This is a genomic window from Arthrobacter sp. 05T420 (genome assembly GCF_056396305.1).
Genome location: NZ_JBFTLG010000006.1, coordinates 107,977 through 121,057 on the forward strand (window position 1 = coordinate 107,977; position 13,081 = coordinate 121,057).

The following is a 13,081-nucleotide window of genomic DNA, read 5'->3' on the forward strand; positions in this document are numbered from 1 at the left end:
TTTTTCCGGCGGCCTGGGAGTGGCATCGGGCCTATCGGAGCCGGACGGTTTGCGATCGAAGATCGAAAACCGGCCGGCGAAGGGGCGGGGCCGCCGGGAAAAACCCAACGGCCCCGCACCTGTAACGCTAAGACAATCTAGACGCGCGGCTTTTCGCGCATCTCGAAGGTCTCGATGAAGTCGCCTTCGGTGATGTCGTTGAACGAGCCAAGACCGATACCACACTCGAAGTCCGTGCGGACCTCGGTGACGTCGTCCTTGAAGCGCTTGAGCGTCTCAACGGTGAGGTTGTCACCGATGATCTTGCCGTCGCGGGTGACGCGGGCCTTGGCGTTGCGTCGGATAACACCCGAGCGGACGATCGAGCCTGCAATGTTGCCGAACTTGGAGGAACGGAACACTTCGCGGACCTCGGCGGTGCCAAGCTGGACCTCTTCGTACTCCGGCTTGAGCATGCCCTTGAGGGCTGCCTCAATGTCATCGATTGCTGCGTAGATGACGGAGTAGAAGCGCATGTCCACGCCTTCGCGGTCTGCCAGTTCGGCAACACGCTCGGCGGGCTTGACGTTGAAGCCGATGATGACGGCGCTGTCGACCGTTGCCAGGTTGACGTCGTTCTGCGTGATCGCACCGACACCGCGGTGGATGACGCGGAGCTGGACACCCTCGCCGACGTCGATCTTGAGCAGCGCGTCTTCGAGGGCTTCCACGGCACCGGACACGTCACCCTTGAGGATGAGGTTGAGGGTGTCGATCTTGCCATCGGCGACGGCCTGGTCGAAGTCTTCCAGGCTGATGCGCTTGCGGCGCTTGGCCAGTGCGGCGTTGCGGTCCGCGGCTTCACGCTTCTCGGCGATCTGGCGGGCGGTGCGCTCGTCAGCGGTCACGAAGAAGGTGTCACCGGCGCGCGGGACGTTGGACAGACCCAGCACCTGCACGGGGCGGGACGGGCCGGCCTCGGTCAGCGCGCTGCCGTCGTCGTCGAACATCGCACGGACGCGGCCGTGGGCCGTGCCTGCCACGATGGTGTCGCCGACGTGCAGGGTGCCGGACTGAACCAGGACGGTAGCAACCGCGCCGCGGCCCTTGTCCAGGTTGGCTTCAATCGCGATACCGCGGGCGTCCTTGTTCGGGTTGGCGCGCATGTCCAGGGCAGCGTCCGCGGTGAGCAGAACAGCCTCGAGCAGCTCGTCGATGTGCAGGTTCTGGCGGGCAGAGACCTCCACGAACATGGTGTCGCCACCGTACTCTTCCGGAACCAGGCCGTACTCGGTCAGCTGGCCGCGGACCTTTTCCGGGTTGGCGCCTTCCTTGTCGATCTTGTTCACGGCCACGACGATCGGCACGTTGGCCGCCTGCGCGTGGTTGAGCGCCTCAATCGTCTGCGGCATAACGCCGTCGTCCGCTGCCACCACCAGGATGGCGATGTCGGTGACCTTCGCACCACGGGCACGCATGGCGGTGAACGCCTCGTGGCCCGGAGTATCGATGAAGGTGATCTTGCGGTCGGTACCTTCGTGCTGATGCGTGACCTGGTAAGCACCGATGTGCTGCGTGATGCCGCCGTGCTCGCCCGCCATAACGTCGGACTTGCGGATGGCATCGAGCAAGCGGGTCTTACCGTGGTCAACGTGACCCATGACGGTGACAACCGGAGGACGCGCCTCGAGTTCCTCATCGCCTTCGGCTTCCAGTTCGGCTTCGAAGTCGATGTCGAAGCCGGAGAGAAGCTCGCGCTCCTCGTCCTCCGGGGACACGACCTGGAGCTTGTAACCAAGCTCCTCGCCCAGCAGGGCGAAGGTCTCTTCATCCAGCGACTGAGTGGCCGTGGCCATTTCGCCGAGGTGGAAGAGGACCGTCACCAGTGCGGCGGGGTTCGCCTCGATCTTGTCGGCAAAGTCCGTGATGGACGAGCCACGGCGAAGCCGGACTACAGTGTTGCCGTCGCCACGGGGTACGCTCACGCCACCCAGCGACGGAGCACTCATCTGCTCCAGTTCCTGACGCTTGGCACGCTTCGACTTGCGCTGCTTGCCGCGGCCTGCGCCGCCCTTACCGAAGGCACCCTGGGTGCCGCCGCGACCGCGGCCGCCCTTACCAAAGCCACCACCGGCCGGAGCGCCGCCACCGGCACCGGGAGCACCGGTACCTGGAGCGCCGCCCGGACGGCCCGGACCACGGCCTCCGCCGCCGGGACGGCCGGCACCAGCGGGTGCGGGACGTTCGGTGCGGTTCGGCATCATGCCGGGAGTCGGGCGGTTGCCGCCGGCTCCTGCCGGACGACCAGCACCGGGAGCGCCGGCCGGACGCGGGGCACCGGGGCGGGGTCCGCCTGCGCCTGCTGCCGGACGGGGACCACCCGGACGGGGGCCGCCTGCGCCTGCTGCGGGGCGCGGACCACCGGGGCGTTCGCCCTCGGTGCGTCCCGGACGGGGCATGCCCTGGGAAGGAGCGAACGGGTTATTGCCCGGACGCGAGGGACGATCGTTGTCGCCGCCGCGGCCGCGGGGCATGCCCTGGGACGTGGCGAACGGGTTGTTGCCGGGACGGGGACCGCCCGGACGCGGTGCCGATCCGCCCTGGCGTGCCGGAGCAGCCGGGGTTTCAGCCTTGGGGGCCGGACGCGCGCCGGGCTTGACGCCCGTCGAGGGAGCAGCCGGGGCCTGGGCAGCAGGGGCTGCCGGGGCCTGGGCGGCGGGGGCTGCCGGAGCGGCGGGCGCGGCGGCAGGTGCCGCAGCGGCCGGAGCCGGAGCTTCAGCCTTGGGTTCCGCAGCCTTGGGCGCAGCGGGGCCAGGCGCAGGCGCCGGACGGGTCGCTGCCGGGCTGGCAGATGCCTGGGGGGCGGACGCCGGAGCTTCGGACTTCGAAGCTGCGGGGGCGTCGGGGAAAGCGTTGCGCAGTTTCCGCACAACGGGAGCCTCGATTGTTGACGAGGCGGAGCGAACGAATTCGCCCAATTCCTGCAGTTTGGTTACTGCATCTTTGGAAGTAATACCGAGCTCTTTAGCAAGCTCGTGTACGCGGACCTTGGCCACATTTCTCCTGTCTCGGTCCGCACCGAGCCAGGCACGAACCGTCTACTTCTTACTGCGGGCCTCCGCCGCGAGTGCAGCTGAAAGGCCCATTGCAGAGCGCAACAAAGTTGTCATCGTTGCGCACTCATCGCTGGGAACTCATCGGGTTTCCATCAGTTTTCTGACCCGCTTTCAGGTTGGACGGTTGTTGCTGCGGCCACCGGGGTGCCCACGGCTTCCGTGCCGGCAGTGATCCGGCGTTCAACATCAGCTGTACCGGCTGCGCCGTTGAGGGCGCGGCCGAACGCTCGACGTTTGACCGCCAGTGCCAGGCACTTTTCGCTGGGGTGCAGCCATGCTCCCCGGCCAGCCATCCGGCGTCGTTCATCCACCACGACGGCGGACGAACCACCGGCGCCGGCGACGAGCCGGAGTAACTCCGACCGCGACCCTTTTTGTCGGCATCCGATGCAGGTGCGCTGCGGCTGATTCCCGAGGTGTTGCACATGTGCCACGTTCGAGTATCTTCCTGCCAGTACAACTGCTTGGTGAATCATCGCATCCCGCGAATCTGGGAAAACCCCAGACGCGCCAAAGACACACGGATACCGGCCCTTAGGCGCGGTCATGTCTATTCTAGCCCCTCCGGCGCCCGGGTCCCGAACCCAGACGTGCCGGTCAGGTGAGAAATCACGGTTGACCCGTGAGAGCGGGCACGCGAACCGAGCCGCGACGGCGGCCCGGTGCGCGTGAGGTGCGTGCGCCTGCGCGCGTGCCCGCTTGCGAGCTATTTGCCGCTGTTGACGGCGGCGTCGGAGACGATGTCGATTCGCCATCCCGTGAGCTTGGCGGCGAGACGGGCGTTCTGGCCCTCCTTACCGATAGCCAGGGAGAGCTGGTAGTCGGGAACCACCACCCGTGCCGAACGCGTCGCCTCGTCAGTGATCGTGACCGAATTCACGCGCGACGGAGAGAGGGCGCTGGCGATGAAGGTCGCAGGATCGTCGTTGTAGTCAACGATGTCGATCTTTTCGTCGTTCAGTTCCGTCATGACCGCCCGGACACGCGAACCCATTTCACCGATGCAGGCACCCTTGGCATTGACGCCGGGGGTGTTGGCCTTGACGGCGATCTTGGTGCGGTGGCCGGCCTCGCGGGCCAGCGCGACGATCTCGACAGAACGGTCCGCGATCTCGGGAACTTCGAGTTCGAAGAGTTTCCGGACGAGACCGGGGTGGGAGCGGGACAGCGTGATGGACGGGCCCTTGGTGCCGCGGTGGACGTCGATCACGAAGGCGCGCAGCCGGTTGCCGTGAATGTACTTCTCGCCGGGAACCTGCTCGGGCGGCGGCAGCAGTGCCTCCACCGCGCCCAGGTTCACTTGGATCATGTGCGGGTTGTTGCCCTGCTGGATGGTGCCAGCCACAAGCTCACCTTCACGGCCCTTGAACTGGCCCAGCACGTTGTCGTCCTCAGCGTCGCGAAGGCGCTGCAGGATGATCTGGCGTGCGGTGCTGGCCGCGATGCGTCCGAAGCCCGCGGGGGTGTCTTCGAATTCGCCGATCGGGGCGCCGTCGTCGTCGATCTCGGTGGCCCAGATGGTCACGTGGCCGCTCTTGCGGTCGAGCTCGGCCCGGGCTTTTTCGAAGGCGCCGGGGGTCTTGTGGTAGGCCACCAGCAGTGCCTGCTCGATCGTTGGGATCAGGAGATCCAGCGGGATTTCACGCTCACGCTCCAGGAGTCTTAGCGCGCTCATGTCAATATCCATCAGGCCTCCTCAGAAGGTCCATTGTTTGCTTTTTCCAGACCGGCCTCTTCGAGGTGGCTGAACTCTATCTCGACTTTTCCGCTGCGGATCCTGTCGAAAGGAAGCTTGACGGGTTCACCCTGCTTGGGCTTCATGCCCTTCTTGACGGCAATTTCCGGAACGAGGGTGACTCCCCCATCATCGACGGACTGGACCCGGCCGGTGACGTTGTCACCTTGGATCATGTTCACGTTGACCATCCGTCCGCGGGCGCGGTGCCAGTGCCGCTCTTCCGTCAGTGGACGTCCGACGCCGGGCGAAGAGACCTCGAGCTCATAGGGGCGCGCGTCCATGCTGGGGTCGTTGTCCAGGGTGTCGGAGAGGGTCTTGGAGATCTCCGCGATGACGTCGAGGCCGACGCCCCCGGTCTCCTCCTGCGGCAGGTCCACCACTACGTGGACCACCCGGTTGGCGCCGGCGACGTGGATGGATACGTCTTCCAGGTAGAGCCGGTTCGCCAGCACTGCGGGTTCCAAGAGTGCGTGCAGGCGCTCGGCCTCGACATTTTGAACGGGTGCGGCTTCAGCCTTCCCCGTCCCGGACCGGTCTGTTGAAGTCGTGGCTTCTGCGTTGGTCATGATGCCGGCCGCCTCCCGTTAGATAATGTTGTGTGTACTAGCCTAGCGATTTTCCGGGCGGCGTGGTGCACGCGTTCCGGGCCGGCATGACAACATGGTCTGTTGTGAACGACGACACCAGGGAAAAGCGATGGCAGGATCACCTTCCCCGGTCGCTCCCCCGCTACGCGCTTCTTGTATGCCTCGCCCTGGTGGTGGTGAGCCTGGGGGTGGTCCTGATGCCGGCCCGGCCACCGGTTCCTGCGCAGCCGCCCTTTTCCGAACAGGCGCGGGCCGCGGCACTGGCCGAAACCGCGCGGTTGCGGGAGGCCGGCAGCCAGCTTGGCACCGCGAAACAACACGGTTCAAAAGACGGCTCGGCGCCCAGCACCGACGGCCCTTCCACCGGTGCCGGGAACCCCGCCATCGAGCGGACTGTGACCTTGCTGACAACCCAGGCGCAAGCGTTGCTGGCACCGGGGGAAAACCCTGCCGACGCAACCGGCGCAGCGGCCGCGGGCTCCGGCCGGGAAACGCCCCCGGCAACCTCCTCCGCTACACCGGCTCCCTCCGTTTCCGGCCAGCCCGGTACCGGACCGCCAGCCGCACCCCTGCCGTCGACCGCCGCCGGCCTTGTAACTGCCCTCGCGAAGAGCGGCACACAGCGCCTCGCCGACGCTGCAGTGGCCGATGGCGGCATGGCACGGCTGTTGGCTGCCGTCGGCGCCGGACAGCTGCTGCAGGCCTCGGCCCTCGCAGCCGGCACCGGGACTGCGGCGCCGGCCGCCGACGCGGCCTCGCCGCAGCCGTCCGGCACTTGCCCTTCGCCATCCGCGTCCCCGCAGTCCGATGCTGCGCAGTCCAGTCCAGGGCAGTTCGCGGCCGCATCCAGCCTCGGCGGCGCACTGGCGGCGGTGGTCCGGACCGAAGCACAGACCATCTACGGGTACCAAGTGGCGCTGCCCCGGCTGGACGGGAACGCGGCGAAGTCCGCGGCCGAGCAACTGGCACGCCATGACACGCTCCTCAGCGGCGCAGAATCGCTGAGCCGGCTGCACTGCTCCGCTGTTCCGCCGCGGGAGGCGGGCTACACGCTGGGTCCATCCTTCCTGTCCTCCCCCGCTGCCGGGCTCGGCACTCTGGAGGCCGCCGCACTGCCCGCGTATGGCGACCTCGTGGCGCTGAGCGAGGGTGAGACCCGGCAGTGGGCCATCGCGGCCCTGCTCGGCGCCGGGAAGCGGGCTGTGCTGTGGGGGGCGGATCCCGGTGCCCTGCCGGGCCTGGACCCCGCCACTCAGCCGTCGCAGCCGGCAGGCTAAAGCCCGTCGCAGCCGTCACGGCGGCCTGTGCTGTGGGTGCGGATCCCGGTGCCCTACCGGGTCTGGACCCCGCCACGCAGCCGTCGCAGCCGCGAGGCTGCGGGCCGTCGCAGCCGCGAGGCTGCGGGCCGTCGCAGCCGCGAGGCTGCGGACCGGAGCAAGCCTCGGCTAAATTTGGTAAGCCTTGGAATACTGGCAACGCCCCGGCCCGGGTGATTTGCTGTAGTCATGGACACCACCGGCGCCGCAACCTTTCATGAGAACGAGCCGCACCATAATGACATCGCACACCGCCTCAATTGGCTCCGTGCGGGCGTTCTGGGGGCCAATGACGGCATCGTCTCTGTCGCCGCGATTGTCGTCGGCGTCGCCGGCGCCACTAGTGACACCGGGCCGATCCTGCTAGCGGGCGCCGCAGGCGTCGTGGGCGGCGCTATCTCGATGGCGCTCGGCGAATATGTCTCCGTCAGCAGCCAGAAGGACAGCCAGCATGCCTTGATCGAGAAGGAGCGCCGGGAACTGGCGGAACAGCCGGAGGAAGAGCTCGAGGAGCTCGCCGCGATTTATCAGGGCAAAGGCCTGAGCCCCGCGACGGCGCGCACGGTGGCCAGGGAGCTCACGGCACACGACGCCCTGGGCGCGCACCTCTCAGCCGAACTCAACATTGACGAGACCGACATCGTGAGTCCGTGGCACGCGGCGTTCGCTTCCGCCGTCGCGTTCCTCGCCGGTGCGGTCCTGCCCATGCTGGCCATCCTGCTCCCGCCGGAAGATATCAGGATCCCGCTGACCTTCGTGGCCGTGCTCGTGGCGCTGGCGGTCACCGGCGCCGTGGGCGCGTGGATTGGCGGCGGCTCAAAGCTCAAGGCAGCTATCCGCGTGGTGGTTGGCGGTGCTCTGGCGCTGGTGGCCACGTTTGCGATCGGCAATGCGCTCGGCGCGAGCGGCATCGTCTAAGGCCGCAGCTAAGGCCGCAGCGCCCAATTTCGGCACGCGCCAAGCGGCCGCATCCCCTCCGGCGCCTACGATAGGTCCCGTGAGCACCATCCGAGACGTCCCGATTCCGCCCGATCTTTCCCGCCGCTACTCCCGCACGCCGGAGGGCCGCGCCTGGCTGGCGTCACTTCCTGGCCTGATCGGACAATTCCTCGATCAGTGGGAACTCCTGCCGGACCTGGAGCCGGGCGCCCTTCCTTGGTACGGTCACGGCGGCGTCGTCATCCCCGTCCGGCACATGGACGGGGCCGGATCCGACGGCAACCTCGCCGTCCTGAAGGTGGCTTTTCCGCATGAGGAGGCCACCCGCGAACACCACGCCCTAGCCCTATGGCGAGGCCATGGCGCCGTCAGGCTGCTGGCTGCCGACGCCCAATCCTGCGCCCTGCTCCTGGAGCGCCTGGACGCCTGCCGCTCCCTCCTGGATGTCCCCCTGGAAACGGCCGTGACGGTGTGGGGCGGCGTGGTCCGCCAGCTCAGCGTGGTCCCGGATGACCGGCCACAATGGCGGGATATCGACCACGTGGCGGCCCGGGCCGAACAGTGGAGCGATGAACTCCCCGCGACGTGGGAGGACCTGGCGCAGCCGTTCCCCCGGTGGTTGCTCGAAGCGGCGCTTGAAGTCTGCCAAACCCGGGGCGCCGTCGGCAGGCGGTCAGGAAAGGACGTCCTGGTCCACGCGGACCTGCACTACCTGAACATCCTCGCCCGTCCCGGCATGCCGGGACGGGGCACCGGGCAGGCAACAGGGCTGGATCAGTACGCTGCCATTGATCCGCAGCCCATGATCGGCGAGGCCGAATTTGCCGTGGCCCCGGTGCTGTGGAACAGGCTCCGCGAGCTGCCACAGCACAATCCCGGACGGGCGCTGCTCGCACGCTGCGGGGACTTCAGTGCGGCCGCCGGCCTGGACGCCGAGACCGCCCGGCAGTGGAGCCTGGTCCGCGAGGTGGAGAACGCCCTCGGCTATGCCTCGCAGCGTCACCATGAGGGCGATCTGGCCCGTTCCCTGTGGGTGGCGAGCACACTGGCGGGCCGGACCCTTCCTGGCTTGCCCGCTCCGCAGGATCTGCCCTCGCCCGGGGAAGCAGCCGGGGAAGCAGCGGGGCTGGCCGGCGGCTAGCCCCGCACGGCCGACAGTGCGTCGCGGACGGCGTCGACGGCGACTCTGACGTCGGCGTCGTCCGTGCTCCAGTTGCTCACCGAGATCCGCAGGATATCGCGGTCCTGCCAGCGTGATCCGGACATCCAGACCCGGCCGTCGCCGATGATCCGTTCCGTCACGGCGCGCGTCACGGCGTCGTCCCCGAACGCCAAGGAAACCTGGGTGTAGTCGACGTCGTTGAGCACCTCAACGCCGTCCAGCGCCGCGAGCTGTTCGGCCAACTGCGCGGCCCGCTGCACGAGTGTGCGGACCTGGCTGGCCACGCCGTCGCGGCCCAGGGATTTCAGCGCCGCCCACACCGGGACGCCGCGCGCGCGGCGGGAGAGCTCAGGCACACTCTCGAACGGGTCCCCGGCACCGTCAGCGGCCTGGATCAGGTAACTGGTGCGCAGCCCCATCGCCGACCGCAGGGCCTGGGCGTCGCGCACGATCGCGATCCCGCAGTCGTAGGGGACATTGAGGGTCTTGTGCGCATCCGTCCCCCACGAATCGGCCAGGCCAAGTCCCGCGGTCAGGGCCGAGAGCTCGGGGACGGCGGCGGCCCAGAGTCCGAACGCCCCGTCCACGTGCACCCAGGCACCGTGCGCCTTCGCGACGGCTATCGCCTCGGCGAAGGGGTCAAAGGCGCCCGAATGCAGGTTGCCGGCCTGCAGGCACACCAGGGCCAGAACCGGCCGGCCGTCCTCCCCCGCGCTGAGTGCAAGGTCCAGGGCACAGTCCAGCTCGGCCGGGATGATGCGCCCCTGCCGATCGGAAGGCACCACGGTGGGACGCCCGAGGCCCAGGTAGCGCAGGCCGAGGTCGATGGTGTCGTGCCGTTCCTGCCCCACGAAGCAACGGATCCGGGGCGCACCGGCCAGGCCGTCGCCGTCGAGGTCCCAGCCGGCATCTGCCATGAGCCGCCAGCGGGCGGCGGCCAGTCCGGTGAAATTGGCCATGGTGGCGCCGGTGGCAAAGCCGACGTCGGACTCCTCGGGTAGACCCAGCAGCTCAAGGATCCATTTGCCGGCGGCTTCCTCGATCGCGGCGGTGGCGGGCGTGGCGAAGCGCAGCCCCGCGTTCTGGTCCCAGGCGCTGAGGAGCCAGTCTGCCGCCAGGGCGGCCGGCAGCGTGCCGCCGATGACCCAGCCGAAGAACCGTCCGGAGGGCATGGCCATCAGCCCGGGTTCGGCCTTGGCGGCGAGATAGTCCACCACCGCCGCGGCCGGCATGCCTTCTTTGGGCAGCGGTCCGCCGAAGTCGGCCGCGAGCTCGGCCGCCGTGGCCTTCGGTCCGATGTGGCGTGTTCCCTGGCTCTCGAGCCACCGACGCGCGTGAGTGGCGGCGGCTTCGAGGGCATCCCGGTAGCGTTCCTCACCTGCTGACATAGCTGCATGCTACGCCCGGGGCCAGCGGACTGGGAGTCCCTTGCGGGAGCCACAGGCTTGCCTGCCGGACACCTAGGTGAAGTTGTCCTGCCAGACGTCGGAGCCGAGCTTGATGATCAGCGCAGCCACAACCACCAGGAACACGATCCGGATGAACTTGCTCCCTTGCCGGACCGCCGTCCGGGCGCCCAGGTAGCCGCCGGCCATGTTCGCAAGGCCCAGGAGCAGCCCGAGCCCCCACAGCACGGCACCGTGTGGCACGAAGAACAGCAGGGCACCGGCGTTGGTGGCAACGTTCACGATCTTGGCCTTGGCGCTGGCTTCCAGGAAGGCGTAGCCCATAGCCGAGACGAGGGCAATGATCAGGAACGAGCCGGTGCCGGGGCCGATCATGCCGTCATAGAAGCCGATGACGCCGCCGATCACGCAGGCCACCACGTAGTGCCGGTGCCCCGCGTGGCGCAGCTTGGTCAGCTCGCCGAGGCCGGGCTGGAAGGCGGTGAAAAGCGCGACGGCGATCAGCGCCACCACGATGATCGGCTTGAACACGCTCGCCGGCAGGTTGGCGGCCACAGCCGCGCCGCCGAAACTTCCCGCCATCGCGATCGCCGCCATGGGCAGGGCTGTGCGCAGATCGGGCCGGACACGGCCGTAATACGTGACCGCACTCGTGGTGGTGCCGAAGATGGAGCCCATCTTGTTGGTCGCCAGCGCCTGGACCGGGCTGATGCCCGGCACCAGGAGCATGGCCGGTAGCTGGATGAGCCCGCCGCCACCGACGACGGCGTCGACCCAGCCCGCGGCCAGGCCGGCCACAACAATCAGGATGACCGTTCCGAGCTGGATCGACTCGAGTCCGGAGACCACTAACTGGAAATGCGCAGCATCAGCTGTTGCGCACAGCGTTGACTACGTAGTCAACAGCCTTGTCAACGGCTACATTCTCGGCATTGCCGCTACGGCGGTCCTTGATCTCCACGACGCCGTCCACGAGTCCGCGCCCGACGGCGAGGATGGTGGGGACGCCGACGAGTTCGGCGTCGCCGAACTTCACGCCGGGGGAAACCTTGGGGCGGTCGTCATAAATGACGTCGAGGCCGGCGGCTTCGAGCTCCAGGGACAGTTTTTCGGCGGCGGCGAAGATTTCCTCGCCGCGGCCCACGGCCACAACGTGGACGTCGGCCGGGGCGACTGCGCGGGGCCAGACCAGGCCCTTGTCGTCGTGGTTGGACTCGGCCAGGGCTGCGACGGCGCGGGTGACGCCGACGCCGTAGGAACCCATGGTCACCACCACCTGCTTGCCGTTCTGGTCCAGGACTTTCAGGTCCAAGGCCGCGGCGTACTTCCGGCCCAGCTGGAAGATGTGGCCCATCTCGATGCCGCGGGCGGTTTCCAGCGGTCCGGAACCGTCGGGAGCCTCGTCGCCGGCGCGCACGTCGGTGCACTCGATAACGCCGTCCCAGCCGAAGTCGCGTCCGGCGACGAGGCCGAAGACGTGCTTGCCGGCCTCGTTGGCGCCGGTGACCCAGGCAGAGCCGCTGACCACGCGGGGATCCACGAGGTAGAGCATCTTTGCGGCGCCCTCGGTGCCCAGCAGCGGCGCGTCCAGGGACATGCCGGGGCCGAGGTAGCCCTTCACGATCAGGGGCTGCTTCTTGAGGTCGTCGTCGTTGGCGGCTTCGAGCGTGATCTCGCCGGCAATGGGCAGGAAGGACCCGATGTTCGCTTCGACGCGCTTGAGGTCAACCCCACGGTCGCCGGGGAGCCCGATGACTACGAGCTGGCGTTCGCCGGTGGGCAGCGTGACGGCGAGGACGACGTTCTTGAGCGTGTCGGCGGCGGTCCAGGGGCCGCCGCCGGCGTCTGTGCGCGGAACGAGGACGTTGGCGGCGTTGACGAGCGTTTCGATGGTGGGCGTGTCCGGGGTGTCCCGGACTTCGGCGGCCGGGGCGTTGCTGAAGTCGATGTCCGCGGGGACTACGGTGGTGACGGCCTCGACGTTGGCCGCGTAGCCGCCGGCCGAGCGCACGAAGGTGTCCTCACCGATCTCGGTGGGGTGCAGGAATTCCTCGCTCTTGGACCCGCCCATGGCACCGGCGGTGGCAGCAACCGGAATCACCTCAAGGCCGAGGCGCTCGAAGATCTTCAGGTAAGCGCCGCGGTGGGCGGCGTAGCTGGCGTCCAGTCCGGCGTCGTCGACGTCGAAGGAGTAGGAATCCTTCATGATGAATTCGCGGCCGCGCAGCAGGCCTGCCCGGGGACGTGCCTCGTCGCGGTACTTGTTCTGGATCTGGTAGATGCTCAGCGGCAGGTCCTTGTACGAGGAGTACAGGTCCTTGACCAGAAGGGTGAACATTTCCTCATGCGTGGGGGCCAGGAGGTAGTCGTTGCCCTTGCGGTCCTTGAGCCGGAAGATGCCCTCGCCGTATTCGGTCCAGCGGTTCGTGACCTCGTAGGGCTCCTTGGGCAGCAGCGCCGGGAAGTGGACTTCCTGGGCTCCGATGGCCGTCATTTCCTCGCGGATGACCTGCTCCACCTTACGCAGCACACTCAGCCCCAGCGGCAGCCACGTGTAGATGCCCGGCGCGGCCCGGCGGATGTAGCCGGCCCGGACCAGGAGCCGGTGGCTGGCTACCTCGGCGTCGGCGGGATCTTCGCGCAGGGTGCGCAGGAACAGCTTGGAGAGTCGAAGGACCACAGGTGGGATATCCGTTTCTGGGGAAAGTGCGGGCAAAACCGGGAAAAGCATCTAGGTACCAATCTACCGTCCGGAGCGCACGCCTGTGCCGCAGTGCCCTGCTTCGGCACTGCCGCGGCACTGCTGCGGGCAAAACGCAGCACATGGAAGAGCCACGC

Annotated in this window: 10 protein-coding genes; 3 read left to right on the forward strand and 7 right to left on the reverse strand. The window is 68.0% G+C overall.

The features are described 5' to 3' along the window. Window positions 1–137 precede the first annotated feature (137 nt). The 4 genes from infB to AC1DEM_RS07880 form a co-directional block, all read right to left on the reverse strand. Entirely contained in the window at window positions 138–3,035 is a 2,898-nt protein-coding gene (gene infB, locus AC1DEM_RS07865) for a translation initiation factor IF-2 (protein WP_476883942.1), read from the reverse strand. A gap of 152 nt (window positions 3,036–3,187) precedes the next feature. Next, complete coding sequence (locus AC1DEM_RS07870; RefSeq protein ID WP_476883943.1) at window positions 3,188–3,850, reverse strand: YlxR family protein; 663 nt, start codon at window positions 3,848–3,850, stop codon at window positions 3,188–3,190. Beyond that, a complete protein-coding gene (gene nusA / locus AC1DEM_RS07875; protein WP_476883944.1) occupies window positions 3,802–4,782 on the reverse strand; it encodes a transcription termination factor NusA in 981 nt (326 codons plus the stop codon). Before nusA ends, AC1DEM_RS07870 begins: the two co-directional genes overlap by 49 nt. Further along, window positions 4,782–5,399: a ribosome maturation factor RimP gene (locus AC1DEM_RS07880; protein WP_476883945.1), complete on the reverse strand. Its 618-nt coding sequence runs from the start codon at window positions 5,397–5,399 to the stop codon at window positions 4,782–4,784. The genes nusA and AC1DEM_RS07880 overlap by 1 nt, the downstream gene beginning before the upstream one ends. A 104-nt stretch (window positions 5,400–5,503) precedes the next feature. On the opposite strand from AC1DEM_RS07880, the gene AC1DEM_RS07885 reads away from it, so the two are divergent. The 3 genes from AC1DEM_RS07885 to AC1DEM_RS07895 all read left to right on the forward strand — a co-directional run bounded on the left by AC1DEM_RS07885 (window position 5,504) and on the right by AC1DEM_RS07895 (window position 8,816). Continuing rightward, the gene (locus AC1DEM_RS07885; protein ID WP_476883946.1) at window positions 5,504–6,697 is read left to right on the forward strand and encodes a ferritin-like domain-containing protein; all 1,194 of its coding nucleotides are present in this window, start codon (window positions 5,504–5,506) and stop codon (window positions 6,695–6,697) included. Between the two features lie 228 nt (window positions 6,698–6,925). Beyond that, a complete protein-coding gene (locus tag AC1DEM_RS07890; RefSeq protein WP_476883947.1) occupies window positions 6,926–7,654 on the forward strand; it encodes a VIT1/CCC1 transporter family protein in 729 nt (242 codons plus the stop codon). Window positions 7,655–7,733: 79 nt separating this feature from the next. Beyond that, the gene (locus tag AC1DEM_RS07895; protein ID WP_476883948.1) at window positions 7,734–8,816 is read left to right on the forward strand and encodes an aminoglycoside phosphotransferase family protein; all 1,083 of its coding nucleotides are present in this window, start codon (window positions 7,734–7,736) and stop codon (window positions 8,814–8,816) included. On the opposite strand, the gene AC1DEM_RS07900 is transcribed toward AC1DEM_RS07895, so the two are convergent. From AC1DEM_RS07900 to AC1DEM_RS07910, 3 genes are all read right to left on the reverse strand, one after another. Beyond that, window positions 8,813–10,225: a pyridoxal phosphate-dependent decarboxylase family protein gene (locus tag AC1DEM_RS07900; RefSeq protein WP_476883949.1), complete on the reverse strand. Its 1,413-nt coding sequence runs from the start codon at window positions 10,223–10,225 to the stop codon at window positions 8,813–8,815. The two genes, AC1DEM_RS07895 and AC1DEM_RS07900, sit on opposite strands and share 4 nt — an antisense overlap. Before the next feature lie 72 nt (window positions 10,226–10,297). Further along, window positions 10,298–11,092, reverse strand: coding sequence for a sulfite exporter TauE/SafE family protein (locus tag AC1DEM_RS07905; RefSeq protein WP_476883950.1), 795 nt, complete (start codon window positions 11,090–11,092; stop codon window positions 10,298–10,300). A 19-nt stretch (window positions 11,093–11,111) separates the two neighbouring features. After that, window positions 11,112–12,923 (reverse strand): proline--tRNA ligase, encoded by a 1,812-nt coding sequence (locus tag AC1DEM_RS07910; protein WP_476883951.1) that lies wholly within the window; start codon window positions 12,921–12,923, stop codon window positions 11,112–11,114. Window positions 12,924–13,081 lie beyond the last annotated feature (158 nt).

Excerpts from the sequence above, each read along its gene's own strand:
- AC1DEM_RS07870 (WP_476883943.1), bottom strand. The coding sequence starts at position 3,850 with ATGGCGAATCGACATCGTCTCCGACGCCGCCGTCAACAGCGGCAAATA.
- nusA (WP_476883944.1), bottom strand. The coding sequence starts at position 4,782 with ATGGATATTGACATGAGCGCGCTAAGACTCCTGGAGCGTGAGCGTGAA.
- AC1DEM_RS07880 (WP_476883945.1), bottom strand. The coding sequence starts at position 5,399 with ATGACCAACGCAGAAGCCACGACTTCAACAGACCGGTCCGGGACGGGG.
- AC1DEM_RS07890 (WP_476883947.1), top strand. The coding sequence starts at position 6,926 with ATGGACACCACCGGCGCCGCAACCTTTCATGAGAACGAGCCGCACCAT.
- AC1DEM_RS07900 (WP_476883949.1), bottom strand. The coding sequence starts at position 10,225 with ATGTCAGCAGGTGAGGAACGCTACCGGGATGCCCTCGAAGCCGCCGCC.